The sequence below is a fragment of the Neobacillus sp. PS3-34 genome (genome assembly GCF_030915465.1).
In the GTDB taxonomy this organism is placed as follows: Bacteria; Bacillota; Bacilli; order Bacillales; family Cytobacillaceae; genus Neobacillus_A.
Genome location: NZ_CP133267.1, coordinates 1,767,517 through 1,791,779, shown reverse-complemented (window position 1 = coordinate 1,791,779; position 24,263 = coordinate 1,767,517). Strand labels below are relative to the sequence as shown.

Below are 24,263 nucleotides of genomic sequence, written 5' to 3'. Positions count from 1 at the left end.
TTACCCATGGGTAAAGGTCTTTATTTGTCTTTTAGAGCCTTTACCGCACACCGGTAAAGGCTTTTTATTTGCCCTTTTGCACATGGGAACTGTGGAAATGCTGTTAAAACAAAAGGAGAGATACAGATATGAGAAACAGAACCAATAAGAGAATTTCATTTTCGGAGTTAATGAGGAAGAACAAAGAAGAGCTGCTGAAGAATGCAGCGGAGCTTGAAAAGATTGAAAGGCGAATTGATAACAAATATTTGTCGGCCAATAAGGTCCTGGAGGGAACTAAATGATACTGAGAAAATACATGTCACTATTAGGAATAGGTTCAGCTCAAATCGATTTAATTCTTGAAAAGGAAATCTATCGGCCGGGAGAGTCAGTCAGCGGATATTTTTTAATTAAAGGAGGTACAATCGAACAGCAAATTAAGCGCATTGACTGTAATTTGGTCATGAAGGATCAAATCTTGGATAAAGAGACAGTCATCGATACAGTTGCTATTTTATCTACATCCCTGATCGAATCAGAGAAACTGAATAAAATCGGCTTTACTTTTCAGCTTCCTGATTCTCTAGCAGCTTCAACAGATAAAATATCGTATCAGTTCGTTACATGGCTCACCTTTAATAAAGGGGTAGAAAGCCGTGACTTGGATATCATTCAAATTGTTCAGTAAATTAATTTTTTGGGGAAAGGAAGACTTGGAATGTGAAAATCGGCTTCTACCTAAAGAAATAACTTTATAAGGAGAATTGATTGTTTTTGAAATCAATTAATGTACGTCGCCTGTTTCTGGCTATTACTCTATTAACTATTATGGAAACACAGTTAATGAGTTCAACTACTTTAGAGGTGAAAAACCCTCCCCGTTTTCAAAATAGTATCGTATTAACTATACAGGGATTATTTTTCAGAACTTAGAAGGAAAGTATTTTATAAAAAAAGGAGGATACAATTTATATGGAATTATCAATTTTGTTTGAGTACGGATGGGTATTATTGTTATTAATTGCGATTGAGGGGCTTTTAGCTGCAGATAATGCGCTGGTTTTAGCCATTATGGTAAAGCATTTACCTGAAGAAGCCAGGAAAAAGGCTTTGTTTTATGGGCTAGTCTGGGCATTTATATTTCGCTTCGGGTCACTGTTCGCAATCTCGTATCTCGTTGATGTGTGGCAGGTACAAGCAATTGGGGCGCTATATCTTTTATTTATGGCAACTAACCACATTTTTAGAAAGCTTGTTGTTAAGAAAGTATACGATAAGGAAATGGAGGATGAACCAAAGAAGAAGTCTGGCTTTTGGCTGACTGTCCTTAAGATCGAGATTGCTGATATCGCTTTTGCTGTAGACTCCATTCTGGCCGCGGTTGCACTGGCGGTTGTACTGCCAAATACTAATTTGCCACAAATCGGAGGGCTGGACGGTGCGAAATTTCTTGTTATTTTTGCAGGGGGATTGATCGGAGTTATTATTATGCGATTTGCTGCTAATTTCTTTGTGAAATTGCTTCAAACAAAACCCGGACTGGAAATTGCCGCTTTTATGATTGTGGGCTGGGTAGGTGTGAAATTATCAGTTTATACGCTGTCGCATCAAGCTCTTGGTGTTCTTTCGGAGGATTTTGCACACTCTCTAGGTTGGAAAATCACCTTCTATGCCGTTCTGATTCTAATTGCATTGGGCGGCTGGTTCTTGTCAAGGGATAAAGAGGAAATTACTGCAGATGGGCATTAGAAAAAAATGGAGGTCGCGCGCGAGAAAAAGTGAGAAACTCACGAGAAAAAGATAAATCTAGGCGAGAAAATAAAGAAAATCCGCGAGATAAATGCTTAAACCCGCGAGATAAATGGAAAAGCCCGCGAAATAAATAGGAAAAAAGAGAGATAAAACCGTAATCACCGAGATAAATAAAAAATCACCTTCATCAAAATCCATAAATGCAAAAGTCATATATGCCAAGGCTTCAACTGGATTTAATCAAACGTTTGATTAGTTTTGAAGCACCTTCCATAATGAAAAAAACAGCCTGGTTCAAAACACCAGGCTGTTTTCATTCAATCTATACTTCTTCCCTCTTTTCCATTGTGATGGAGCGTTTGAATAGAGGAACAAGGGTAAGTACACCAATAATAAATAACAATGATGCGATTTCGTACATTGCTAAAAGCGAGAAGGTTTTTTTCAGCCAGCCGCTTGCACTCATGGTTATGACCATCGTCCCCATAAATATAGGGTTTAGTATACCATTGACTCGGCCAATGAAAGCAGCTTCGGTATTCTGCAAAATCATCGTATTAATGCCGATGTGAATGCATGGCATAAACAAACCACTGATAAACTGCACAGTGAGTGTCAGCCAAAGCTGTTCGGATACGCCCATCACAAACAACCCAATTGCATTAACGGTCATACCAATAGCGAGAAGAATTTGGGGAGGAGTTTTCTTCGCAATCCCGATTGTAAGGCCTTCCACCTAATATCATCCCAGCTCCAAAGGCTGCCATGAGCCATTGCAACTGCTCTTTCGGTAAACCAAGCTGCTCAGTAATGAGGAAAACTGAAAGTGGCTGTGTTAGTCCCAATGCCAAACCAGCAGCAGCAAAACAGCCGCCAAGCAAGGTCAGCGCACGGCTATTCCAAACATAGAGAAATCCTTCCTTCATTTCTTGCATGATGGTCGTTCCCGCTGTATTCTCATCAGCTTCTATGTCAGGCGGAAGCATCATTAGAATGGCAGCAGAGAGTAAAAAGGCAATGCCCATAATGGCAATGGCTACGCCGATGCCGTAGTGCTGATAAACAAAAGTGCCGATAATTGGTCCAAGAATCATAAATACGGCAAAAAGCGTCTGGTACATAGACATACCCATCTGAACAAGTTCTTCCCTTACATGGAGCTTAAACAGTTTCATACCGGATGGCTGTGAGAACTGTGAAAGGATGGATGAAACAAGTGTTGCGAAGAAAATGACCTTCCAGCTCCCCAAAAAAAGGGTTAACAGAACGACAAAAATGGAAACGGCACTAAGAAAATCACACCAGATCATCGTACGTTTTGGTCTCCACCTGTCAGCGAATGTACCCCCGATAAACGAAAAAAGAAAGATCGGTGCAAACTCGGCAACTGAAATGAGTGATACCGCTACCGGGTCTTCGTTCGTTTTCTCAATCACATAAAGCAAAATGGAGTAATTGCGAACCCATATGCCGATTTGGAGAAACAGCGTCGACAGCAGGATGGTCCGAATCACTCGATTACGGAACAATTCCCCCATTGAGATGTTGGAATTTGTATTCGTCATAAAAAAACCTCCTTATCCATTAAACTGGATAGGAGGCAATGCAAGCATATAAAGGCATAGTACACCATGTACTTTTGTCCTTTTATATAAAAAGCCAGCACTAATCCTACCCAGAAATATTTTCGTTTTATACGAATCGTTTCTTAGAAAGGTTTAGTGAATCATTGGCTTTAAGGTCACCCTTTCATTTGTTCGTATTTACATACTACTTGATACGTCACTAAGAATCAACTGAATGTTGAAATAATTTAGTGAAATAGGATTCTACCGGTTATTTTCACTAAAATTTGTTTTCAAACATTTGCTTGCCAGTTAATCTTCATCAGGCTGAAAGCCAATTAATTTTGCTTTTTTGTCCACGCCAACTGTGATTTCGTTCGGGAAAGTAAGGATTGAGCTGATATATTCCCATCGCAATAGGAGGTTGGTTGTACAAGTCTCTTCCTTTTGATGCTCATCCGGTATGACTGTCCCGTCTTCTTCCTCAACCTTCACTCTTTTGTAACAGGGATTTTCAACCCATATACCCATATTCTCTGTATTAATGAGTTTTACTAAATACCATTCTTCGGGCTGGAAAATGCCAGTAATGGAACCCGTCAGCTCTTCAGGAAAATTCTTAAGCTTTAACTGAATCTTTTGATTTACAAAACTATCTAAATACATAAGCACGCCTCCAATTATTAAGATTAACTCCATTACTACTAATTCCATTATAAAAATACTTTAAACTTCAATTTATGAGCAGAGTATTTTTACCACCATTTTTTCCTTATAATGAAAGAAAAGGATTGCAGGGGGCAAATCATGACATATGAGGAAATTATGAAAAGTCTAGAAGAGTTAGGTTCTGAGCAAACGAAAAAAACCTTTATCCGGCATGGAGCAAATCATTCATTTTTTGGTGTAAAGGTCGGTGACTTGAAAAAACTTGTCAAGCATGTGAAAAAGGATCATGAATTGGCGCTTGCACTTTATCAGTCTGGCAACCATGATGCCATGTATTTGGCGGGGCTCTCTATTAATCCGAAGCTTGTGACTAAGGAGACGCTTCAGGATTGGGTAAAGAAAGCATACTGGTACATGCTTGCCGAATATACAGTGGCTGGAGTGGCAGCGGAGAGCCATTATGCACTTGAGTTGGCCAGGGAGTGGATGAATTCGAAAAATGAGATGGTTGCAACATGCGGCTGGAGCACTTACGCGAATTACATTACGATCACGCCGGATGAAGAGCTCGACATGAACGAAATCGAGGCGCTCTTACATCAGGTGGAATCAAGCATTCACAATGAGAAAAACCGTGTTCGGTATGTAATGAATACTTTTGTCATCTGTGTTGGGGGATATGTGATAGATCTGCATGACGAAGCAGTGAGAATTGCTGAGCAGATAGGGAAGGTCAATGTTGATGTGGGCAACACCGCATGCAAAGTTCCGCTTGCAGCTGACTACATAAGAAAAATGGAAGCAAAATCAAAAATAGGATTAAAGAAAAAAACGTGCATTTGCTGAAAGCTTAATCTTAGACCTCCAGAGTTAGATTTTATAGTATTCCTTTATTCTTGATAAAATCCTTCTTGGCAGGATGAAGGTGAAAACGTGCTTCCTGACGAATACAAAAAAGAAAATTATTTTGAAACGGTGAGGTTAACATGGCCATCTTTTTGTATTTAATAGCAGCTTATTTTATTGGGAATTTTATAACTGGCTATTTTGTGATTAAGCTTTTGGGCAAAAAGGATATTCGCGCAGAGGGGAGCGGCAATCCAGGGGCAAGGAACGCAGGACGCATCCATGGGAAAATGGCTTTTGTGCTGACTTTTCTTGGTGATGCTTTAAAAGCGGCACTTGCCGTTTTAGCTGGAAGGTACCTCGAGTTTAGTGCTAATATCCTCCTGCTCGGACTGGCTGCAGTTCTTATTGGTCATATAAAACCTGTTTTATTTAAATTCCGGGGCGGGATGGGCATTTGGCCGTTCATCGGCGGGATGCTTGCGTTTCAGCCGGTTACAGCCCTGGTGCTGATTGGCGGGTTTGGACTTTTTTATCCATTTACAAAAAGTTTTACCATGGCAGGGCTGGGCGCCTTTATCATGATTCCTGTCGTCTTTTATTTTCGTAGGCCATCCGGCAGCGGCAATTCTTCTTACGATCATGCTGATTATGATCATTTTAGTAGTACATACAGAGGATATAAAGGAGAGGCTTTATAAGAAGGGCAAATAATACATTTCACAAAGCTACGTAAATACTGGATGGTATTATTACTCTTATATAGAAAAAAATCCTGGAGCAAGGAGAACTGCAAATGTTCTATGTAAATGTAGAAGGGGCTGTATTTAAAGAGGATAAGTGGCTGGTGATTGGACGCAGTTTGAAGGAAGAGCACGCAGGCGGCATGCTTTCTCTTGTTGGCGGCACAGTAGATCATGAGGGTAATTCCAAGGATATTTTGGAAAGAACCTTAAAAAGAGAGCTGGATGAAGAAGTAGGGATAACAATTAAGGACACAATAAAATTTGTCAGAAGCACATCGTTTGTTTTAGATGATGGAAGAGAAGTGATTGATATTGTTTTTCTATGTGAATTTGATGGCGGTGAACCTTATGCAAAAAGCCCTGATGAAGTTGACTCCGTCTATTGGATGTCTGCTGATGAAATTTTTTCTCATCCCAAATCGCCAATCTGGTTAAAAGAAAGTTTACAAGCAGCTGAGGCCATAAGAAAATAGGGAAATGTATAGTTGAAAAAGGAGAGAGCCTGATGGAAGAATTTGAAGGGCTTGCCGATGAAATGAAAATACGGTTAAAGCAAGAGTCTAATAATACTAATTTAATTAATGACTTTGCTATTGCTTTAATGGAGAGTAGAGATTACGAAGGAGCATTGCTGCAATTTAAACGAGCTGTGAAAATTAAGCCGAACATTCAGTCGTTAAATAATCTAGGGTACTTTTATTACACTGAAGGTGAACCAACTGATGATGGTCACTGGAAATATGAAGAAAAGAAAGCAATTGAAGTTTTAGAACGAGCTATTGAACTTAAGCCTTCATCTTATTTCCCTTATAACTTATTAGGAGAAATCTATACATCGAATGGAAACTATAAAAGAGCAATTGAGTTATTATTAATGGCGATTTCCATTCAGCCCACTATAGAAAATTTAAATAATCTTGGAGTTTGTTATTATAAAAAATCAATGCTAAAAGAAGCGGCCGGGAGCTTTAAGAAGGCATATTCGGCAAGAAGAAAGGATAATCTCAGTTTACATCCCTTACTCGGCTATGGGATTTGTATAGCAAAATTAGGTGGGAGAGATGAAGCTTTAAAAATTGCAAAGGAATTATTAATTGAAAACGAAAAATTGGAAGACAGATTTGATCGTATAGAGGACCAAATAGCGTTTATTTATTATCTGACGGATGAGTTTAATGAATTTGTTTCTGTGTATTCAAAATTAAACTTAGCCCACTATCAAGTGGACTGGCTGCCTCCATATCTTTATTCTCTTTCGAAGCTTGGAGAAGTAAAAAAGATTGACCAGCTTTTAGAGTCACTCATTCAGCATAAAGAACAGGAAATAGAGGAAACATTTGAAGATGATGATGACTGGGAACCGGGAAGAAAAGAAGAATACATAGGTGAATTAAGGCAGGATATTGATTACTTAAGAAGTACAAAAAAAGAAATATTTGAGGGAAAACGGCAGGTGCTGGAATATGAACCAAATATAGAACATGCATGTTATTTATTCGGATGCCGTCGGCACAATCATTCTCACTATCATGAACAGGCTTGAAGATAAAAATCAGCTTATTAGGACAAAAAGGACCATATGGGTCCTTTTTGTTTGAAAAATATTTCCTTAGAGAGAAATATGCTCCTTTGTTTCAAGCAGAAGTTTCATGAAATCTTCTTCTGCTTCGGCCAAATGCTCCATAACTGCTGCTCCATTTCCCCACTGCTTGTAAGTAATATGAGAATACACTTTTCCGAAAAGCTTTGCCTGCTGTTCTTTGATGGCTGCAAGTGTTTCGTGGCGCCCTTTAAAAAACAATATCCTTTTTGAACTATCACTAAAATTTTATCATTTCTACAGTACCTTAAAATATAAATCGTAACCCTCAGCTTCATTTTCTTCAGGGGTAAACTGGATTTTAAAATCTTCAGGGTCTATGGTTAGATTGTTTTCTTTTGCCCATTCAATCATTTCACCAAATGCAGTGGCTATTTCCATTACTGAACCGGTATGTTTTGTATAAACATATTTTTGTTCAGGTATTAACTTCCCGTCAAAACCAGTTGGTATATCAGCAAGTTCAGATACTTCACAGCCTATTAATTGAGTGAATTCTCCATTTTTCACATGGAGGCAAACATCGAGAATATAGGGTGATATGCGATTTTTTATTTCGTTTTTTCTTAGTATAACTTCCTTCCAAGCTTCGGGCATCTCAATGCCTAGCTTATCCCAGGTGCAACTTACTTTCTTTCCGATCACATTGAAAGAGGGCTTGCTTACTAGTTCCATTTCTATAACCTTCCTTTATTGTCTGATAGTTAATTCTCTTATATAATACTAAATAAAGTTTACAGAACTTGTCAAAAATTCAATCAACTAATACATTGTATTATTTACATTAAATCAGCTTAATCGGTATATCTCTGTTTTCGTGCTGAAAGAGTTCAACTAGTTTTAGGCAGAATTTTTTTTCGTTACCGATGGGTTAGATGCATAACTTAATATGATTGATGAAGTGGGAGAATGGATACTATGGAAAGTGGATTAGTAATAAGACGTTATGTTGAAAACGATTATTCGGCTATCACCGAATACTGTTTACCTAAAGAACAGGCGATTTATACATCTCTACCAATAGATGTTTTAGAGGTATTTAAGAAGGATAAATTCAACCTGCCCTTTATCATATTCTTGGATGATGATTTGATTGGCTGTTTTGCCTTATATACGAACAAGGAAGGTAACTATTATACAGGTAATGAGAATGCTATTATTCTTAAATCATTCTCAATCGATTCACGCTACCAAAATAGGGGATATGCACTTCAAACCTTTAATCGATTGCCTGAAATAATAAAAATAAATTTCCCTGATAAAGATGAAATTATTTTAACGGTTCATCATACCAACCTACCTGCGATTCATTTGTATAAGAAGGCTGGATTTATGGATAAAGGACTAAGGTTTGATGGCGATTATGGGGAGGAATTGATATTCCATTTTGATTTGGATAGGGTGCTTTAAATCTTCTCTAATTTTCATAGAGTTACTGCTATTAAGCTGAATTTTTCAAATGAAATAATTCCCTTTTACTCTAGTAAGGGGATTATTTCAAATTAGGTGAGTCTCCATAAAATACATTGATTGACATAAATTGCGCCATAATAAATTTAATAAGAATGATGAGGTGGAATTATGGCGAGTATTATAGAGGCAATAACAGCAATGCTGTATAATTTTGTTGATGACGAACCCAAGCCATTATTACATGTAGGTGAAACAATGAGCTTGTGGACTGCATTTACAGCTTTTCATGAAGCACATTCGTTATACGAAGTAGGATTAAATATGACAACAGATCCCGAGTTAAGGCATGTAATTCAACGTGTATTAGAAGGCAGTCAAGCTGATTCTGAAATGATTGCTAAATTCATGATTAGTGAAGGGATTCCCTTACCTTTAATAAATTCAAAAAAACCGAAATCTAACCCAGATGCAGTTCCGGAGGGTGTTAAATTAACTGATGATGAAATTGCCAATCTCATTGCAGTAAAAATTGCAGCTTCTATAACTTTTTGTGCTCAGTCATTGTCCCAAAGTGTTCGGACTGATGTAGGATTGATGTTCTTTCAAATACAAGTGCATTTAATGAAATATGCAGCCCCATTAAAAAATATAATGAAAAAAAGGGGCTGGCTAAGAGTACCACCAAAATATAATCCACCAGGTAATCCTAATGCAGATTCTATATAAATATTTTTATGGTGCAGTGGCTAACGGTCTAGTAAAGGAATCTGAGTTGAAAAGTAAAATAGTTCCTTTTATTAGAGTGAATATTTAGAATAAATTAAATACTTTTTATAAATAGGAGTATTCTTTGTTCTTAGAGGGTATTAGAATGGTAATTACTTTATTAGGAGTGATGGAGATGAAAAAAGAAGAGCTTTTAAATCGAATCACGAATAATGATGGTAATACAAGAATAACTTCAATATCCTCCAGAGAAGAGGGCGAAGAAATCATCGCATTGGCTAAACATTTAGAATATGAAGGCAAGATCACATTGATGGAATATTGTTTAGAAAGTAAACCGCTTGCTGTCTCTTTAAAGGCCGATTCGATTAAATAAAAAATTGAATTTTGAATGATTTGACAGCAGGTCCTTCGGGATTTGCTTTTTTATTGGCGTTTCTTTTAGAAAACAGCCTTTCATAAAAAAAACTGACAAAATATGCCAGTTATAATTTGGTTTTGCGCTTATTGAAGAGTATTCCTAATCTTTTTTTACCCATTTATCATGGCTGTTTTTTTCATATTTCTTTTTTACAGCACTCCAAGCTACTTTAAATGCTGTTTCTTCATCTTTATATTCTTCGTTGGCAGAGTTAAAGGCTTCTTTAAAAATCTCTTGAGCATGATGCGGCAAATTATCTTTTACTGCATCTGGAAGTTCGGTTAATGAATGATAAGGCATTTTAAAATCCTCCTTTAAGTTTATATGTTTTTTTTGTTTATTTCCTTATACCAATCGTTTTAAACGTTCTTTCTGCTTTAGAGTTATCGTGCTGATAAGTGGTATAAGAAATTTATATATTTTAAGTTAAAATAGACAAAAATAATGTAATGGTCATTATAGATGATTATTTGAGGTGAAGTCTTTGGATTTTCAGGGAGTATTTATACAAATATTAATTTTGTTAGCAATCTCCATTTTTGTAATTGGTGTGGCCAAACTGCTGAAGCAGCAATCTTCAATTGCGCTTGTCCTGGTTGGTTTATTGCTCGGCATAACGAATATTCCTTTTTTTGAGGCTTCGGAAAATTTTATTACGAATTCAGAAGTTTTCCATGCGATTATCGTTTCGCTTTTCCTACCTATATTGCTAGGCGATGCGACATTGAAAATGGACGTAAGTCATTTTATTGAATATCGGCGTTCTTCGTTGTCGTTAGCTTTTGTAGGGACATTGTTAACCTTTGTCATCATCGGTTTTTCGGTTTATTATTTTCTTCACCTACCGCTCTTATTAGCGTTTACTTTTGCCGCTTTAATGAGTGCAACGGATCCAATCAGTGTCGTATCCATTTTCAAATCTCTTGGGGTATCTAAAAAATTGCTTACCGTAATGGAGACTGAATCGCTTTTTAATGATGGTGTTGCAGTTGTTTTATTTAAAATTTCCTCCGTTTATCTCTTAACCTATATAGAATCAGGGATTCCAGGAATAGGGAGCGGCTTATTGCTGTTCCTGCAGTTTTCTATTGGGGGACTGATTTTGGGAGCATTGCTGGGATATATTTTTTCACAAATTATACGACTGTTTGATGATTTTCCAATCGAAATCGCCTTCACACTTTTGATGTTTTTTGGATGCTATTTTATTGCCGAGCACTTTCACATCTCAGGTGTAATTGCAGTTGTAGTGGCAGGGCTTATTTATGGCAGCTACGGGAAAAAAGTTGGCATGAGCGAGAAAACACACCGGAATATTAATTCGTTCATGGATACAATTACCGAAATAGCGAATAGTTTAATCTTTCTTATGATTGGCTTGGAAATCAAACATATTATCATTCCAGATAAATGGTTTGTTATCATTGCTGCACTTCTTATTGTCCTGGTTGCCAGGACGATTGCTGTGTATGCAAGCACGGTATTTAGCAGAAAAATCCCTAGCAGATGGAAAATCATACTTAACTGGGGAGGATTAAAGGGTAGTCTCTCGATCGCTTTGGCATTAAGTTTGCCGTCCTCGTTTGAAGGAAGAGGAATTTTATTGATTTTGACCTTTAGCGTTGTTGTTTTCTCTTTACTGGTGCAAGGTCTCACAGTAAAACCTTTAATCTTAAAATTAGGTCTGATTAAAGAAGAAGGAAAATAGGTGATTTACGCCTGAATCGATATAGCAAAAAAGTATTTTTTTCTTAATCAAACGTTTGATTGAATTGGTTTTTATCCTATCATGACATAGTTTTATGAAGATGTATTGTCAGTAGGAGGAGCGAGTTTTTTGTTTTATAAAAATATTATTAATTAAAAGCTCTTACGCTAACCCGCGTAAGAGCTTTCGTTTGGAATTACTGTGGTTCTAGTATCTCTAATATTCCGTTTGTAACTTTTACATATGACGAAAAAGTAAGTGTTGCTGGTTTTCCCTCTGAATCGTAATACTTTCCATCCGGATTTAAAGAACACAGAAGCTCTGCGCCCCAAAACGAATCGGTTGAGTTTGGTTGTTGATACTGTGCAAAAGCAAGTAAAACCGTTTGTTTTGGCTTTAAATCAAGAATCTGTTTATCGGCTGATGCTTTTAAGATATAGTCCTGTGTTTTCGTATCGGGTTTAAAAACGGGACCAAATGGATCTGGGTCTGTTCCAAAGGACTGTTTTCTTTTAACCGTCACGGTGATTTTATTTGACTCCGTTTTGCTAGTGATAACTTCAGCTAAATCATATCTTAATCTGGAAATCTGTTCCCACTGGCTGCTATCGTTCTTCGCTGATATTGGTTCGTCAATCTTACTATTATCAGCGGGATCTTGTTTGTGATTGCTTCTGCTATCTGAAATTTTTGGTGAAGTGGCTTCTGGAACTTTCATTTCACTTTTTTTAGAAATTAGGCTTGGTGAAAGTACTAAAATAATTGCTATGGCAGATAGTACGGCCAATGCATTTTTCCAATAGTGCTTCGTCTGTTTCTTTGCTTTATGATTAATATTTCTCCACATCTCTGCTTTTTGGTTATTGCTTAAATTTATGGAGTTAAGTTCATTAAAGTTTTCATCAAATAAAGTTGGCTTGATCATCATTTTTCCACCCCTTTTTAATTAATTCATTTCTTAATGCATTTAATGCTCGATGAAGGGTTGTTTTAACCTTTGATTCTGTCCAGCCTAAAATTTCTGCAGTTTCATTTATCTGATAGCCTTTTATCTTCCTTAGGATAATAATTTCACGGTATGAAAGCTTTAACGCTAATAATGCCTGGTAAAGGGATTGTGATTGTTCCTTCAATTCGAGAATTTCTTCCGGGATAGGTTCTGTTCTTTCCAAACGGGCAAGTTCCTTTAAAAGATTAATGGTCCGTTTTTTCCTGCAATGATCATATACAAGATTTCTGGCAATCGTATATAACCAGGTTTTATAAGATGACTCGCCCTTAAACTGCGGAAGAGCTTTATGGACCCTAATAAAAACTTCTTGAGTAAGGTCCTCTGCTTCTTCCCGATTACTGACCATCAGCAAAATAAAACGATAAATCAAGCTGCTGTATTCATGGAACAAATCTTCCAATGTTTTGTCTTCCATTCGTTTCTTCTCCTTCCCAAAATCGTTAATTAGACGAAAAAATACAATAAGTGTTTCGCATTAAATTAATTTTATAAGTGTTTTTTTATGAAGGAAAATAGAAAAAAGAGCAGCCGTTTCACGATTGCTCTAGTAATAGTAATAAATTATTTTCCTGCCAATTTTCGATTTAACACATTGTACCAGGCCCTCGTTTGCTCAGCTGTACTCCCGTTAATAAAAATTTTCTGTTTTTTCATTTTAATATAAACACAGGGAGAGGAGCCTTTCTGGATAAAAAGTAGGCTGCTTCCATAGCCTTTTACCTTAAAATAACCCTTTGCCATAGTCGATAGGCCGAATCCGTTTTGTTTAAACGTCACTTCCGGCATTTTCTCCAGCAATTCGATCCGCTCGATGTCACTATATTTCCACTTGTCACCATACATCCCGGAAACCTCAAAAGTACTTCTTCCTGCAACCAGCTTATATTCCTGATAACCAAAATAGGACAATACCCCTAAAAAGATCAATACAACTAACGCAATTGAAGTACTAAAAATATAGCTTCTCTTTCTTTTGGCGGCAATTTCATATTTTGATAAATAGATGAGACCTCCTAATAAGAAAACTATCATAAAACCAAATTGGGCTTCCATTGCATACTTAAAAGATGTGAAGTGCAATGGAAGCAGCAGTATCATACCTATGGCCGTTGCTATTAATAAAGTTCCCGTTCTTTGCGGTGAGCCATTCTCGATTAATTGCTGTTGTTCTTCCCTTGAACGATTGGCAAATCCCGAAATCAGCCAATACGCCTTCTTCTTCCGAATCGCCCAGCCCAACAAAATGAATAACAGTGCAATGGATAGCTGAATGGTAAAAATTTCACGCATAAAAGTGTCCCCCATTTAGGTCCGCAACAATGAGTGTCTAAAGATACTTGTTCCCTGATTGTCTTATCTATACGGTTAACGTGTCTGTTTAGATTCATTTCCAAAGCTTTTAATACATTAATTAACAAGAATTGGCTAATAATGTATGGTAAACAAATGAAAAAATGGACGGTGAACTTTTTGCTAAATAAAGTATTACTTTGGGCAGGGCTTTTAGCACCATGGTTAACCTTGTTCTTTATGAAAGCGGAAAGTATAAAACGTTATATGCCTGTGGCTATCTTTGTATCTTTGTTACTTACAATTATCTATGAAATTGCTTATACATATAAATGGTGGGTATTAAAGGTTTTCATCGTTCCGTGGGGATACATAACAAATGTTTCCTTTGTATACGGTATTTTTCTGGTCGGGACGATTTGGATATTTCATTTTACTTATAAGAGTTTTAAAGTATATCTAGTTACGAACATGATTGTCGATGCTGTCTTCGCTTTTGGTTTACTTCCATTGATAAGCAGGTTGGGGATTGATAAGTTTGTTAATTTGCCAAAATGGGGTGCCTATTTAATCATGCTGTCTTTAGCGCTTATCATATTTCTTTATCAGCGGTGGCAGGAAGGTATTTTTAAAGAAAATTAAAATAAAGGAGCAGCTGCAATGTAAAGCTGCTCCTTTTACATTTGGTTTTAAAACAAGGTGCTTGGATTCTACCTTTTAAAAAGACGAAACAAAAAATAGATCACCTTGTAGACGATATAGCCAATGATGCCGCCTACAGTATTGAGGATGATATCATCGACATCCAGGCTTCCGACTTTGAGCCCATATTGAAGAAGCTCCACAGATAGAGTGGAACCCATAACCACAAGGGTAGTGCGCCAGAACGTCATGAATTTTGTAAATAGAAGAGGAAGAAAAAAACCAAGCGGCATAAAAACCAGTACATTTCCGGCGAGATTCGAGAACCAGGCGTCGAAGTTAATATGGTCTGATGCCCGGATATAGTCATGGATGGTTTTGAATGGAACAAGATTGTAAGCCGCTCCAGAGGTTTCAAACCGAGTATGGGCTGACTGCCGATAAGGGCTTAAAAATAAAAGATATATCGCAAATATCGTATAAATAGTAAAAATTATATAGGAAAGTGAAGCGAATAGCTTCCTGCCTTTAAATTGAAATTGGGTTAGCATGCAGATCTCCTGAAATTCATTATTAAGAACTCCTTTATTTTACCAGATAAATAGACGGATTTACCAAAAAACTTCTGCTGATTTTTATTAATACATTCGGTATTTCGCTCTGGTTTGAATATGGATAGAAACTATTTAAATCTGCATATCCTTGATATACTAATTTCAAGATTGGTTTAGGCTGGAAATGGGGATGATCACGGTGTTTGAAGATAAGTATGAAATTATTTTAAGTAAAGATAAAGAGCATGATGGTCTATTTTATACTGCTGTAAAAACAACAGGCATTTATTGCGTTCCGTCCTGCCCCGCGAAAACACCGAAAAAGGAAAACGTTGAATTTTTCTATAAATCCACTGAAGCGGAAGCGGCAGGTTACAGAGCATGCAAAAAGTGTTTGCCTCAAGTCTTGGGAATCCCGTGGAATGATTATAAAAGCTGCATTGAAATTGATACTCCCAAAGAATTCTCCTTTGAAGAATGCTTGGTCTATTTAAATCGCTCGGATACAGAATGTCTTCATAAGGTGAAGGATGGGGTACTTTATAAGTTTATTAAAGTAGAGGTACAGGATATTCTATTAAAAATTGAAATGGGAACGGAAAGACTAAATGTTACATTTTTAAATGGTATACCACCCAAATGGGCAAGAGCGCAGGCAGCAAAATATATCTTCGATTTATTTGATTTGCAGACGGATTTAACCCCTTTTTATAAAATGGGTGCTAAAGACCCGATTCTTAACAATTTGATTGAAAAATATTACGGTTTGAGAATCATTAAGATTAATGATCTTTTTGAATGCCTCTGCTGGGCTGTAATCGGACAGCAGATTAATCTGAAGTTTGCCTACACCTTGAAAAAACGCCTCGTTGAGAGATATGGGGAAAAATTGAACCATGAGGGAGAAGAATATTTCTTATTTCCCAATCCCCAAACGATTGCGGCGCTAAAAACAGAAGATTTACAGCAGCTTCAATTTACGTCAAGGAAATCAGAATACATAATAGGTATTGCCAAGCAAATGGCCGATGGCTCTTTAAACAAAGAAGCGCTTGAAATGGAAACCGATTATGAACAGCTTAAAAAGAGACTGATTTCCATTCGGGGCATCGGCAACTGGACAGCTGATTATACGATTATGAAATGTTTTCATTTGTACCATGCTTTTCCACTGGCGGATGTCGGCATTCATAATGCATTAAAGGGGATTTTGGGCATGGAAGTAAAGCCATCCATACCTGAGATCGAGAAGCTGGCAAAATGCTGGATTGGCTGGGAATCTTATGCAGCCTTTTATTTATGGAGGTGGTTGTATGACTGAGCAGTACTGCGGTTATTACAAGTCGCCAATTGGACTTTTGGAAATCATTTGTACTGAAGATACCATAGTTTCGGCGATGTTCGTTGAGAAAAGAAAAGGCGGGGATGAATTAAATCCTTATTTAGAAAAAGCATTGCTTCAATTTGATGAGTATTTTAAAGGAGAGCGGCTGAAGTTTGATTTGTTCATTTCTTTTAATGGGACTGTTTTTCAAAACAAGGTGTGGAAGGAATTACTTGCAATCCCTTATGGGGATACAATTTCGTATAAGGATTTAGCTGTAAGGGTGGGAAATGTAAAGGCAACCCGGGCGGTCGGCAATGCGAATGGAAAGAATATGATGAGCATTGTTGTTCCGTGCCACAGGGTAATTGGTTCAAACAAGAACCTGACCGGCTATGCGGGAGGACTTGAGCGCAAGGAATGGCTTTTGGAGCATGAAAGAAGAATAGTCGAATGCTAAGGTAAATGAGGAATGGGTGAAAAGTATGTTTGTTGCAATAATTATTCTTTTGAGTATTACTGCTCTCATCGCAGTTGGCATTATATTTATGAGGTCAACACCTGTATTTGGAGGAGTGTTTTCAAAAGAGAAGAAGCGAGAGCTAGGCAAATCAAAGAACTATGTTGATGGGAAATTTGAAAATCAAATCCCTACCTCAATGGACATGGGATTTAAGGAAAGCATAAGCACGCTTGCACATTTTATAAAAGGAAATCCAAACGGGAAGCCAAGCAGCCCAATTGAAGTGGAAGCTTTTAAGAAAAGCACGGTTGTGGCGAAACGAGGATTACCTGGTTTGGACATTCTGCATTTCTTATCGAGATAGATGGGAAAGTGCTGCTGGTCGACCCGATGTTTGGCGAGGTTCCTTCTCCTTTTCCAATGTTTGGCGGAAAGCGATACAGCAGCCGATTGCCGTTGGAAATAGAGGAGCTGCCGGAAATCGATATTGTTCTTCTCTCACATAACCATTATGATCACCTCGATTATGGGACGATTTTAAAAATAAAACATAAAGTTGGCCAATTTATCATGCCTCTTGGAGTTGGTTCCAATTTAGAAAAGTGGGGAGTCGAGAAAGAGCTTATTCACGAATACGACTGGTGGGACGAGCTTCATTTTGTGGGACTGAATTTTGCTTGTACACCGGCAAGGCATTTTTCAGGGAGGAGCCTGCTCGACCGGAATGCGACATTATGGTGCTCATGGGTCATTAAAGGTTCGGATTCGAGCATCTTTTTTAGCGGGGACAGCGGATATGCTCCTCATTTTAAAGAAATTGGCGAGAAGTATGGGCCGTTTGATGTAACTCTGATGGAATGCGGGCAGTACGATAAAAGATGGGCAGCAATCCACATGGTTCCAGAGGAAACCGTGCAGGCCCATGTCGATGTGAAAGGCAAAGTGATGATCCCGATTCATTGGGGTGCGTTCACGCTGGCGCTGCATGGCTGGACGGACCCGGTTGAACGGGCGATAATTGCAGCAAAAGAACGAGGAATTGAAATTTCTACGCCAAAAATCGGAGAACCTGTAGTGCTTGATTCAACAGCATTTCCTTCTGCAACATGGTGGAGATAATGGTATCTGGCCAGTCTGAGGACTGGCCTTTTGGCGTTAATATTAATATCATTGTAATGCGATTTTTACAAAAATAATAAATAGTTTAAACATCCAGTTTACATTGTTTTAGTTTAATGAAAGAGGGAAAAAATATTAAACAATGCACATTGGGAGGCAATCATGACTATGAAAAAAACAGGCAAAAAAGGGTTGGCTTTTGCTTTAACTCTTGGACTAATGATTCCAGCTGTAACTCCTGCCGCTGCGGCATCGGGTAAGGATATAAAAATAGATTCTGTAAAGTTTAATGGCATGAAGGCTCCAAGTACTATTGGAAATATGGTAAAAACGTACACAGAAGCTTCAGTAGATGTAAAATACAGCAATGGTGAAGTAAAGCACTTTCCATTAAGCTATAAATCTTTATTTAAATCAGAAGATAAAGTAGCGACTGTAAAAGGTGAAAAGGTACCAGCAGGTACACCGATTGATGTTAACGGAAATCCAATCGTAGACCCAAGTGTTCCTGAAAAAACGTATTTTGTATCCGATGCACCGGATAGCAACAGCTTTTTAAAGCCGATTAATAACAATTTATTTATGGTTACACATTATGAATACGATACGATCGATGCAGCAGGAAAGTCTGCTTACGGTTTAGTGCCTGCTTCCATGTCTCTGACAAGATTAAATCAGGATAAGAAGACGGGTGAATTAAAGGAAGCGGAAGTTAAGAAAATTGATTTTTCATCCGTGAATGGCCTTTGGATTCCTTGTAATGGTTCTGTTTCACCTTGGAACACACACTTAGGATCGGAAGAGTACGAGCCGGATGCACGTCAATTTGAAACAAATCCATCGTCTACGGCGGCAACATGGACAAAGAGCTTTGCCAAGTTGTATTTTGGTGATGAGTCAAAAGCAAACCCGTATTTTTATGGATATGTTCCGGAAATTACTGTTAAAGCTGATGGTTCAACCAAAGTAGTAAAGCACTACAGCATGGGCCAAAATCTCATGAGCTCTCAAAAGTGATGGCTGATAACCGTACAGTATTCTTTGGTGACGATGGCTCCAACACCATGATGTTCATGTATGTTGCCGATAAAAAGAATGATTTATCAGCGGGAACATTATATGCAGCCAAATTCAAACAAACGGGTACAGAAAATGGCGGATCGGGTGATCTTCAGTGGATCAACCTTGGACATGCAACAGATTCAGAAATCAAGCAGATCATTGATAAAGGAACCAAATTCAGTGATATTTTTGATACATCCGAAAAACCGGCTGAAGGCTACACAGCGATCAAGCAATATTCTTATGGCAAAACTGAATACTTAAAGGTTAAGCCTGGCATGGAAAAAGCGGCTGCTTTCATGGAATCTCGCCGTTATGCAGCAATATTAGGCGCAACCTCCGAGTTCAATAAGATGGAAGGCGTAACAGCCAACATGAAAGACAAAAAAGTATATATTGCCATTTCCGATCTAAGCAAATCAATGGAAAAGGATGCTACAGGTACTGATCCAACTGATGATATCCAGCTTCCAAAAAGGAAATCAGGAGCAACGTTCCAATTGAACCTTGCCGGTGGACAAAAAGACAAGCAAGGCAACCCAATCAAAAGTGAATATGTAGCTTCCGACATGACAGGAATTCTTGCTGGGGAAGACCTGCCGGCTGCCGATGCCTACGGCAACACCGCTAACCCTGATAAAGTTGCAAGCCCGGATAATTTAAGCTTCTCCGACTCTATGAGAACATTGTTTATTGGTGAGGACAGTTCACAGCATACCAACAACTATGTATGGGCGTACAATGTTGATACAAAAGAATTGTCACGCGTTCTATCTACGCCAGCTGGCTCAGAATCGACTGGATTAATGGCTGCGGATGATCGCAATGGATTCTCGTATGTTATGAGCAATTTCCAGCATCCTGGTGATGAAGTGAAGGATAGAGAGATCACAGCAGTAAATAAAGATGATTTGCTTGCTGAAATCGATAAGCAAATCGGAATTAACAAGACTGGCGGTGTTGGCTATATCTCTGGCTTGCCGTCCTTGACAGAAATGCCAAAGCAAGAAAAGCCTGAACATCCAGCAAAACCAGCTCATCCGAAACACCCTGCAGCTCCAGCCAAGAAGTACTGGAATGGCATGGAAGTGAAAAAGGGTCAGGTTGGTAAGGTGGCATTTAAAGGAAACGTAACATTATATAAACAAACATCAAAGGGACTGGTAAAGGTTCGTACAATTAAACCAGGCAGCAGCTTCCGCGTTTACAGAGTAGATGCAAAAAACAAAGTCTACTATGTAGGCGGAAATAACATTGTGAAGTTTGACGCGAAGGTTTCCTACGCTTCAATTCCTTCAAAATAAAGATATATAGATAAGCTTGTTCAGCCCGGATAAATCCGGGCTGTTATTTTTTGTAAAAAAGTTCCTCGTGAATTGGAAGGTATTTGAAAACAATTACAGAATATGTATGTGAAAACGATGAATTTACATTGAAGGAGCTCGCAGTATGGAAATGCTAAAAAGAGAGACCTGCCCTAATTGCGGTAATCACATGGAGGACTGTCCAGGATTTGTGACGTGGTGCGAGGAATGCGACTATAATCTGAATCCAGGGGAAAAAGAAGAGCCACGAACGAAAATAGAAAAGATATATTTAAAGCTTGGGGAACGTACGGGAAGAGCTATGTTTGACAGAATGATGAGCGAAAAAGAAGTAGAAAAAGGGGTTTTCGGTGAGCGCTTGGGAGCTTTAGCACTTGCAACGATTATTCATGCTATTTCCATTATGTTTCTGTTTATCTCTATCTATTTCATTTTGCATTGGAATGATGGATTTTGGGCTAAAATTTTCGGCCTTTTTCATCCTGTGCAGCTGGGCGACACGGCCACGGCTATACAAAATTGATAAGAAAGAACAGCTTTTAACGCGAAAGGAGCTTCCGAATACATTTAAGTTTTTAGACGAAATGGCTCAAAACTTCAACATAAAACCTCTTCATGGAATTGTGGTGGACGGGAATTATAATGCGGGTGTAACTTCAGTTGGCCTCACTGGAAGAACAATTATGTATATCGGCCTGCCATTGTTCGCTGTGCTGACAAAAGAAGAAAGGCTGTCCTTATTTGCACATGAAATGGGCCATATCGTAAATAAGGATATAAAACGCTCAACATATATTGGAACAGCTTTGCAAACAGCAGGAGCCTGGTTTTATTTATTGAACGCTCCGGAAGAGGACGCAGAGGATGCGTTTAGTGTTATTGCTCATTTTATTTTAAAATTATTATCCTACATACCTTATGGAATATGTTACGTGCTCATTCATTTGCATTGGCAGAGTAAACAGCGTGCTGAATATTTAGCGGATCTATTTGAAGCAAAAGTATCCGGGACTGAAACTGCAGTGTCAGCTATAAAGAAACTTCATTATAGTGATATGTTTTATTATACTGTACAGAATGTAGCATTGCAGAAAAAGAAGGATGGGCTGATAGATCAATTTCTAAGCAATGTAAACAGCCTGCCTGAGAAGGAAGTGAGGAGACTATTGCGAAAATCAGAACTTGAGCAATCTCGCCTTGACCTGACCCACCCGCCTCACACGTTTCGAATGAAATTTTTAGAAAAAAATAATAGGAAGGGGACTATGAGCCTTTCTGATGAAAAGAATAAATTGATAGAGCAGGAACTGGAAGGTTTTAAGAATAAAATAGAAGGTAAATTGGTGGACCAGTATCTTTATTATTTAAGTTAGATGAATATTCTTAATGGAAACGGCCTAACCGATTATTATCAGTTGGCCGTTTTGTTATTTTATAGAACATATAGATATACACACAAGAAATGCGCCAAGCTGCCGAGCAGAATGAAGATATGAAAAATCTCGTGGAAGCCCATGTATTTAGATTTTAAAAAATTCGGCTTGCTTCCATAAATCACACCGCCAATTGTATAGAAAATCCCTCCAAGTATTAAAAGGAATAGGCCAGTAGAATTAATGACTTGTGACAAAGGTGAAGATACAAAAACGATCATCCAGCCCATGGCGATATAGATCATAGTTGAAATCCATCTCGGACAGTTGAACCAAATCATTTTGAAAAGAACCCCAGCTACTGCAGCTGTTGTGATGATAGCAAACAAAACCCAGCCGGTTACTCCATTTAAGCTTATGATGCAAAAAGGTGTGTAGGTTCCCGCAATTAAAACAAAGATCATCGAATGGTCTAACCGTCTCAGGAAAGCGATGACCTTATCCTTCGCTATGACCATGTGGTAGGTTGCTGAAGCAGAATATAGGAGGATCATACTTACTCCAAAAATAATCACAGCGGTGATTGCAAGCGGTGAGGAAGTTTGACTCGATGCTTTTATGACCATTGCCAGCAGGGCGACGAATGATAAAAATGCTCCTGCTAAATGTGTAAGCCCATTGATTGGTTCCCGAATGTAAGTGTTCAAATGAGTACCTCCTAATTAATACTTTTATATATAGTTTTAATAACTACTTATAATGATACTCCTGTCATTCCATCTAGTCAATATTGATAAAAAATTATTTTTCGGTATGATTGAAATATAAAACAAATGAGATGTGAGGTTTAATCATGCCCGATTTAAATGATACACTCGAAATGCTTGGCCTGGATAATCAGCTGACTCTGGAGGATATACCGGATATCGATTTGTATATGGATCAAGTCATCCAGCTGTTTGAAAAAAAATTCAGCAGCTCGCGACGGAATGAGCAGGAAAAAGTTCTGACTAAGACAATGATTAATAACTATGCGAAGGGGAAGCTGTTTTTCCCAATCAAAAATAAAAAATATTCGAAAGAACATCTCATTTTGATCAGCCTAATTTATCAGCTAAAAGGTGCTCTCTCCATTAATGATATAAAGGCTACCCTTGACGGATTGAGTAAAAAAACAGCTGAAGGAGATATCGATTTAGATACTTTTTATAACAGCTATCTTCACCTTAGTAACAAAAACGGAGAGCGATTTAAACAAGACCTGCACCACCGTGCGAAAGAGGCAACGGAAGAGATAGGAGAAATTAATGACTCGGAGTACTTGGAGAAGACCCTTTTAATTGCATCGCTCGTGGACATCAGCAATTTATATAGAAGAGCGGCGGAAAAACTGATCGATGAGATAACGGAATCAAAAGAAAACAAAATAAAGTGATATTTGTTCTTTTTTAAAAAAGTAAGTATGGAATATAATGGGGGTAGAGGATCCTTAAGGAGTGGAAGAAATGATTAGAGCAGCATTAGCTGGAGTTCTTGGTTTTATTCTCGTTTTTATCGAGTCCATGATCGTTATGTATTTTAAAGGCTACCAAACCATCGAGTTTGGAGGAATTGCGCCTTTTGTCAGCGTTTGGACTATGAATTTCTTTCTGGTATTTGCCCTTGCCACCCACATACATAATTGGTTTTTAAACAGTCCTGATTTTAATAAGGCGGAAGAAGATCAATTTTATAAAAAATAGAAGCGCCTCCGACACCGGGAAATTGACCGGCCAGGAGACGCTTTTTATATCGTCTAGGAAATTATAAAATTAAAAGATGTGAATAACTTCTACAAGTTGTATTAATCTAGCTTCAGCACCCAGCCCCTCGGGGTCATAAGCCAAATCACTCCAGAAATCAGGATTTCCTGCGTGATTCGTCCTATGCCTGTCGGGGCTAACCAGGGCGCTTGCGCCTTTTGTTCTGTTATATATTTTGCCTTACTGTTCCTGCTTGTTTGAATACAGTTTTTCGGATGAATGGGACAACCCATCGGTCTAAACCGAAACGTCCGGCATTGAAGCCTCCGAATAAAATGATGGCTCCAATAAAGAGGTCAGTCGGAATATGAGATACAGTTCCTGCAAGGAAGAAAGAAAAGTTCATTACAAGTCCAAAGAACATGGCAGCAGTTGTTAAGCATCCAAGAATAAGTCCTAATCCAACAAGAAATTCACCAAGAGGAACAATTGTATTAAAGATATCAACATTTGGAAGTGCGAAGCTTTTTAAGAAAGATACATACCAGCTGTATACGAGTGCGCCATCAGGCCTTTTACAGGATTGGCGATTGCTCCTTTTAAATAACCGGAAGCATCAAACCCGCCAGTCAATTTATGCAGGCCGGCTGTCAGCCAAGAATACCCTAAATATAAACGCAAAACTGTTAAAATCCCAGCGGCAGCAGTATTTTCTCTTAACCATTTTACCATGACCAACCACTCCTTATTAATTACGTTTGATATATTGTTTACACTGTAAATATAACAAATTAAAGTAGGGAAAAGTTTCCTTTTCTAACGTGTACACATAATCGTAATAAAGTTTTGAACATTCTATTAACAGCGTGGATTTACTGCATTTTATCCAATTGTACGGGCGGATTCGCCCTCCAGTTGCATTTCGCCCG

27 protein-coding genes and 4 pseudogenes are annotated in these 24,263 nt (G+C 38.1%); 20 read left to right on the top strand and 11 right to left on the bottom strand.

What is annotated here, in order from left to right; genetic code table 11:
- Positions 1–128 precede the first annotated feature (128 nt).
- The 3 genes from RCG23_RS09205 (at position 129) to RCG23_RS09195 (ending at position 1,731) form a co-directional block, all read left to right on the top strand.
- Complete coding sequence (locus RCG23_RS09205; RefSeq protein WP_308179452.1) at positions 129–284, top strand: FbpB family small basic protein; 156 nt, start codon at positions 129–131, stop codon at positions 282–284.
- Positions 281–670 carry a sporulation protein gene (locus RCG23_RS09200; protein WP_308179451.1) on the top strand — a complete coding sequence of 130 codons (390 nt, stop codon included), beginning with the start codon at positions 281–283 and terminating at the stop codon, positions 668–670. Before RCG23_RS09205 ends, RCG23_RS09200 begins: the two co-directional genes overlap by 4 nt.
- A gap of 284 nt (positions 671–954) precedes the next feature.
- A complete protein-coding gene (locus RCG23_RS09195) occupies positions 955–1,731 on the top strand; it encodes a TerC family protein (RefSeq protein ID WP_308179450.1) in 777 nt (258 codons plus the stop codon).
- A gap of 325 nt (positions 1,732–2,056) precedes the next feature.
- Here RCG23_RS09195 and RCG23_RS09190 read toward each other — a convergent pair.
- Both RCG23_RS09190 and RCG23_RS09185 read right to left on the bottom strand, forming a co-directional pair.
- Positions 2,057–3,299, bottom strand: a pseudogene (locus tag RCG23_RS09190) (MFS transporter).
- Positions 3,300–3,611: 312 nt separating this feature from the next.
- Complete coding sequence (locus RCG23_RS09185) at positions 3,612–3,965, bottom strand: hypothetical protein (RefSeq protein WP_308179449.1); 354 nt, start codon at positions 3,963–3,965, stop codon at positions 3,612–3,614.
- Between the two features lie 141 nt (positions 3,966–4,106).
- On the opposite strand from RCG23_RS09185, the gene RCG23_RS09180 reads away from it, so the two are divergent.
- The 4 genes from RCG23_RS09180 (at position 4,107) to RCG23_RS09165 (ending at position 7,103) form a co-directional block, all read left to right on the top strand.
- On the top strand, positions 4,107–4,814 hold the full coding sequence (locus RCG23_RS09180; RefSeq protein WP_308179448.1) for a DNA alkylation repair protein: 708 nt from the start codon (positions 4,107–4,109) through the stop codon (positions 4,812–4,814).
- A 140-nt stretch (positions 4,815–4,954) separates the two neighbouring features.
- A complete protein-coding gene (locus RCG23_RS09175; RefSeq protein ID WP_308179447.1) occupies positions 4,955–5,515 on the top strand; it encodes a glycerol-3-phosphate acyltransferase in 561 nt (186 codons plus the stop codon).
- A gap of 95 nt (positions 5,516–5,610) precedes the next feature.
- Positions 5,611–6,033 (top strand): NUDIX hydrolase, encoded by a 423-nt coding sequence (locus RCG23_RS09170; protein WP_308179446.1) that lies wholly within the window; start codon positions 5,611–5,613, stop codon positions 6,031–6,033.
- Positions 6,034–6,065: 32 nt separating this feature from the next.
- The gene (locus RCG23_RS09165; protein ID WP_308179445.1) at positions 6,066–7,103 is read left to right on the top strand and encodes a tetratricopeptide repeat protein; all 1,038 of its coding nucleotides are present in this window, start codon (positions 6,066–6,068) and stop codon (positions 7,101–7,103) included.
- Positions 7,104–7,169: 66 nt separating this feature from the next.
- On the opposite strand, the gene RCG23_RS09160 is transcribed toward RCG23_RS09165, so the two are convergent.
- Together RCG23_RS09160 and RCG23_RS09155 are read right to left on the bottom strand one after the other, a co-directional pair.
- Positions 7,170–7,361 (bottom strand): hypothetical protein, encoded by a 192-nt coding sequence (locus RCG23_RS09160; RefSeq protein WP_308179444.1) that lies wholly within the window; start codon positions 7,359–7,361, stop codon positions 7,170–7,172.
- Positions 7,362–7,397: 36 nt separating this feature from the next.
- Positions 7,398–7,835: a GyrI-like domain-containing protein gene (locus tag RCG23_RS09155; RefSeq protein WP_308179443.1), complete on the bottom strand. Its 438-nt coding sequence runs from the start codon at positions 7,833–7,835 to the stop codon at positions 7,398–7,400.
- A gap of 243 nt (positions 7,836–8,078) precedes the next feature.
- On the opposite strand from RCG23_RS09155, the gene RCG23_RS09150 reads away from it, so the two are divergent.
- The 3 genes from RCG23_RS09150 (at position 8,079) to RCG23_RS09140 (ending at position 9,675) form a co-directional block, all read left to right on the top strand.
- Entirely contained in the window at positions 8,079–8,570 is a 492-nt protein-coding gene (locus RCG23_RS09150) for a GNAT family N-acetyltransferase (RefSeq protein WP_308179442.1), read from the top strand.
- A 171-nt stretch (positions 8,571–8,741) separates the two neighbouring features.
- Positions 8,742–9,299: a DUF3231 family protein gene (locus tag RCG23_RS09145; RefSeq protein WP_308179441.1), complete on the top strand. Its 558-nt coding sequence runs from the start codon at positions 8,742–8,744 to the stop codon at positions 9,297–9,299.
- Between the two features lie 175 nt (positions 9,300–9,474).
- Positions 9,475–9,675, top strand: a complete 201-nt coding sequence (locus RCG23_RS09140) for a hypothetical protein (RefSeq protein ID WP_308179440.1) — start codon at positions 9,475–9,477, stop codon at positions 9,673–9,675.
- Between the two features lie 144 nt (positions 9,676–9,819).
- On the opposite strand, the gene RCG23_RS09135 is transcribed toward RCG23_RS09140, so the two are convergent.
- The gene (locus RCG23_RS09135; RefSeq protein ID WP_308179439.1) at positions 9,820–10,020 is read right to left on the bottom strand and encodes a ChaB family protein; all 201 of its coding nucleotides are present in this window, start codon (positions 10,018–10,020) and stop codon (positions 9,820–9,822) included.
- A 184-nt stretch (positions 10,021–10,204) separates the two neighbouring features.
- Here RCG23_RS09135 and RCG23_RS09130 point away from each other — a divergent pair, with 184 nt between their 5' ends.
- Positions 10,205–11,428 (top strand): cation:proton antiporter, encoded by a 1,224-nt coding sequence (locus RCG23_RS09130; protein WP_308179438.1) that lies wholly within the window; start codon positions 10,205–10,207, stop codon positions 11,426–11,428.
- A 196-nt stretch (positions 11,429–11,624) separates the two neighbouring features.
- Here the strand turns inward: RCG23_RS09130 and RCG23_RS09125 are convergent, their stop codons facing one another.
- The 3 genes from RCG23_RS09125 to RCG23_RS09115 all read right to left on the bottom strand — a co-directional run bounded on the left by RCG23_RS09125 (position 11,625) and on the right by RCG23_RS09115 (position 13,730).
- Positions 11,625–12,356 carry a hypothetical protein gene (locus RCG23_RS09125; RefSeq protein ID WP_308179437.1) on the bottom strand — a complete coding sequence of 244 codons (732 nt, stop codon included), beginning with the start codon at positions 12,354–12,356 and terminating at the stop codon, positions 11,625–11,627.
- Positions 12,331–12,855 (bottom strand): RNA polymerase sigma factor, encoded by a 525-nt coding sequence (locus tag RCG23_RS09120; protein WP_308179436.1) that lies wholly within the window; start codon positions 12,853–12,855, stop codon positions 12,331–12,333. Before RCG23_RS09120 ends, RCG23_RS09125 begins: the two co-directional genes overlap by 26 nt.
- 146 nt (positions 12,856–13,001) lie before the next feature.
- Positions 13,002–13,730 carry a DUF3784 domain-containing protein gene (locus RCG23_RS09115; RefSeq protein ID WP_308179434.1) on the bottom strand — a complete coding sequence of 243 codons (729 nt, stop codon included), beginning with the start codon at positions 13,728–13,730 and terminating at the stop codon, positions 13,002–13,004.
- A 156-nt stretch (positions 13,731–13,886) separates the two neighbouring features.
- Between RCG23_RS09115 and RCG23_RS09110 the strand changes: the two genes are divergently transcribed.
- Positions 13,887–14,372 (top strand): hypothetical protein, encoded by a 486-nt coding sequence (locus RCG23_RS09110; RefSeq protein WP_308179433.1) that lies wholly within the window; start codon positions 13,887–13,889, stop codon positions 14,370–14,372.
- A gap of 68 nt (positions 14,373–14,440) precedes the next feature.
- Here RCG23_RS09110 and RCG23_RS09105 read toward each other — a convergent pair whose 3' ends face one another.
- A complete protein-coding gene (locus RCG23_RS09105) occupies positions 14,441–14,923 on the bottom strand; it encodes a VanZ family protein (protein WP_308179432.1) in 483 nt (160 codons plus the stop codon).
- 202 nt (positions 14,924–15,125) lie between these two features.
- Between RCG23_RS09105 and RCG23_RS09100 the strand changes: the two genes are divergently transcribed.
- From RCG23_RS09100 to RCG23_RS09075, 6 genes and pseudogenes are all read left to right on the top strand, one after another.
- Positions 15,126–16,247 carry a DNA-3-methyladenine glycosylase family protein gene (locus RCG23_RS09100; RefSeq protein WP_308179431.1) on the top strand — a complete coding sequence of 374 codons (1,122 nt, stop codon included), beginning with the start codon at positions 15,126–15,128 and terminating at the stop codon, positions 16,245–16,247.
- Complete coding sequence (locus RCG23_RS09095; protein ID WP_308179430.1) at positions 16,240–16,710, top strand: methylated-DNA--[protein]-cysteine S-methyltransferase; 471 nt, start codon at positions 16,240–16,242, stop codon at positions 16,708–16,710. The genes RCG23_RS09100 and RCG23_RS09095 overlap by 8 nt, the downstream gene beginning before the upstream one ends.
- A gap of 199 nt (positions 16,711–16,909) precedes the next feature.
- Positions 16,910–17,832 (top strand): annotated as a pseudogene (locus RCG23_RS09090) (MBL fold metallo-hydrolase).
- A gap of 162 nt (positions 17,833–17,994) precedes the next feature.
- Positions 17,995–20,198: pseudogene (locus tag RCG23_RS09085) on the top strand (alkaline phosphatase PhoX).
- 145 nt (positions 20,199–20,343) lie between these two features.
- Positions 20,344–20,742, top strand: a complete 399-nt coding sequence (locus tag RCG23_RS09080) for a hypothetical protein (RefSeq protein WP_308179429.1) — start codon at positions 20,344–20,346, stop codon at positions 20,740–20,742.
- On the top strand, positions 20,663–21,592 hold the full coding sequence (locus RCG23_RS09075) for a M48 family metallopeptidase (protein WP_308179428.1): 930 nt from the start codon (positions 20,663–20,665) through the stop codon (positions 21,590–21,592). Before RCG23_RS09080 ends, RCG23_RS09075 begins: the two co-directional genes overlap by 80 nt.
- A gap of 59 nt (positions 21,593–21,651) precedes the next feature.
- Here RCG23_RS09075 and RCG23_RS09070 read toward each other — a convergent pair whose 3' ends face one another.
- Complete coding sequence (locus tag RCG23_RS09070; protein ID WP_308179427.1) at positions 21,652–22,299, bottom strand: PAQR family membrane homeostasis protein TrhA; 648 nt, start codon at positions 22,297–22,299, stop codon at positions 21,652–21,654.
- A 146-nt stretch (positions 22,300–22,445) separates the two neighbouring features.
- On the opposite strand from RCG23_RS09070, the gene RCG23_RS09065 reads away from it, so the two are divergent.
- Positions 22,446–23,027 (top strand): DUF1836 domain-containing protein, encoded by a 582-nt coding sequence (locus tag RCG23_RS09065; RefSeq protein ID WP_308179426.1) that lies wholly within the window; start codon positions 22,446–22,448, stop codon positions 23,025–23,027.
- Positions 23,028–23,097: 70 nt separating this feature from the next.
- Positions 23,098–23,334 (top strand): hypothetical protein, encoded by a 237-nt coding sequence (locus tag RCG23_RS09060; RefSeq protein WP_308179425.1) that lies wholly within the window; start codon positions 23,098–23,100, stop codon positions 23,332–23,334.
- Positions 23,335–23,560: 226 nt separating this feature from the next.
- On the opposite strand, the pseudogene RCG23_RS09055 reads toward RCG23_RS09060, so the two are convergent.
- Positions 23,561–24,066 (bottom strand): annotated as a pseudogene (locus RCG23_RS09055) (DoxX family membrane protein).
- Positions 24,067–24,263: the final 197 nt, after the last annotated feature.

Coding starts and splice junctions, on each gene's coding strand:
- RCG23_RS09205 (WP_308179452.1), top strand. CDS start 129: ATGAGAAACAGAACCAATAAGAGAATTTCATTTTCGGAGTTAATGAGG.
- RCG23_RS09200 (WP_308179451.1), top strand. CDS start 281: ATGATACTGAGAAAATACATGTCACTATTAGGAATAGGTTCAGCTCAA.
- RCG23_RS09195 (WP_308179450.1), top strand. CDS start 955: ATGGAATTATCAATTTTGTTTGAGTACGGATGGGTATTATTGTTATTA.
- RCG23_RS09185 (WP_308179449.1), bottom strand. CDS start 3,965: ATGTATTTAGATAGTTTTGTAAATCAAAAGATTCAGTTAAAGCTTAAG.
- RCG23_RS09180 (WP_308179448.1), top strand. CDS start 4,107: ATGACATATGAGGAAATTATGAAAAGTCTAGAAGAGTTAGGTTCTGAG.
- RCG23_RS09175 (WP_308179447.1), top strand. CDS start 4,955: ATGGCCATCTTTTTGTATTTAATAGCAGCTTATTTTATTGGGAATTTT.
- RCG23_RS09170 (WP_308179446.1), top strand. CDS start 5,611: ATGTTCTATGTAAATGTAGAAGGGGCTGTATTTAAAGAGGATAAGTGG.
- RCG23_RS09165 (WP_308179445.1), top strand. CDS start 6,066: ATGGAAGAATTTGAAGGGCTTGCCGATGAAATGAAAATACGGTTAAAG.
- RCG23_RS09155 (WP_308179443.1), bottom strand. CDS start 7,835: ATGGAACTAGTAAGCAAGCCCTCTTTCAATGTGATCGGAAAGAAAGTA.
- RCG23_RS09150 (WP_308179442.1), top strand. CDS start 8,079: ATGGAAAGTGGATTAGTAATAAGACGTTATGTTGAAAACGATTATTCG.
- RCG23_RS09145 (WP_308179441.1), top strand. CDS start 8,742: ATGGCGAGTATTATAGAGGCAATAACAGCAATGCTGTATAATTTTGTT.
- RCG23_RS09140 (WP_308179440.1), top strand. CDS start 9,475: ATGAAAAAAGAAGAGCTTTTAAATCGAATCACGAATAATGATGGTAAT.
- RCG23_RS09135 (WP_308179439.1), bottom strand. CDS start 10,020: ATGCCTTATCATTCATTAACCGAACTTCCAGATGCAGTAAAAGATAAT.
- RCG23_RS09125 (WP_308179437.1), bottom strand. CDS start 12,356: ATGATGATCAAGCCAACTTTATTTGATGAAAACTTTAATGAACTTAAC.
- RCG23_RS09120 (WP_308179436.1), bottom strand. CDS start 12,855: ATGGAAGACAAAACATTGGAAGATTTGTTCCATGAATACAGCAGCTTG.
- RCG23_RS09115 (WP_308179434.1), bottom strand. CDS start 13,730: ATGCGTGAAATTTTTACCATTCAGCTATCCATTGCACTGTTATTCATT.
- RCG23_RS09110 (WP_308179433.1), top strand. CDS start 13,887: ATGAAAAAATGGACGGTGAACTTTTTGCTAAATAAAGTATTACTTTGG.
- RCG23_RS09105 (WP_308179432.1), bottom strand. CDS start 14,923: ATGCTAACCCAATTTCAATTTAAAGGCAGGAAGCTATTCGCTTCACTT.
- RCG23_RS09095 (WP_308179430.1), top strand. CDS start 16,240: ATGACTGAGCAGTACTGCGGTTATTACAAGTCGCCAATTGGACTTTTG.
- RCG23_RS09080 (WP_308179429.1), top strand. CDS start 20,344: ATGGAAATGCTAAAAAGAGAGACCTGCCCTAATTGCGGTAATCACATG.
- RCG23_RS09075 (WP_308179428.1), top strand. CDS start 20,663: ATGATGGATTTTGGGCTAAAATTTTCGGCCTTTTTCATCCTGTGCAGC.
- RCG23_RS09065 (WP_308179426.1), top strand. CDS start 22,446: ATGCCCGATTTAAATGATACACTCGAAATGCTTGGCCTGGATAATCAG.
- RCG23_RS09060 (WP_308179425.1), top strand. CDS start 23,098: ATGATTAGAGCAGCATTAGCTGGAGTTCTTGGTTTTATTCTCGTTTTT.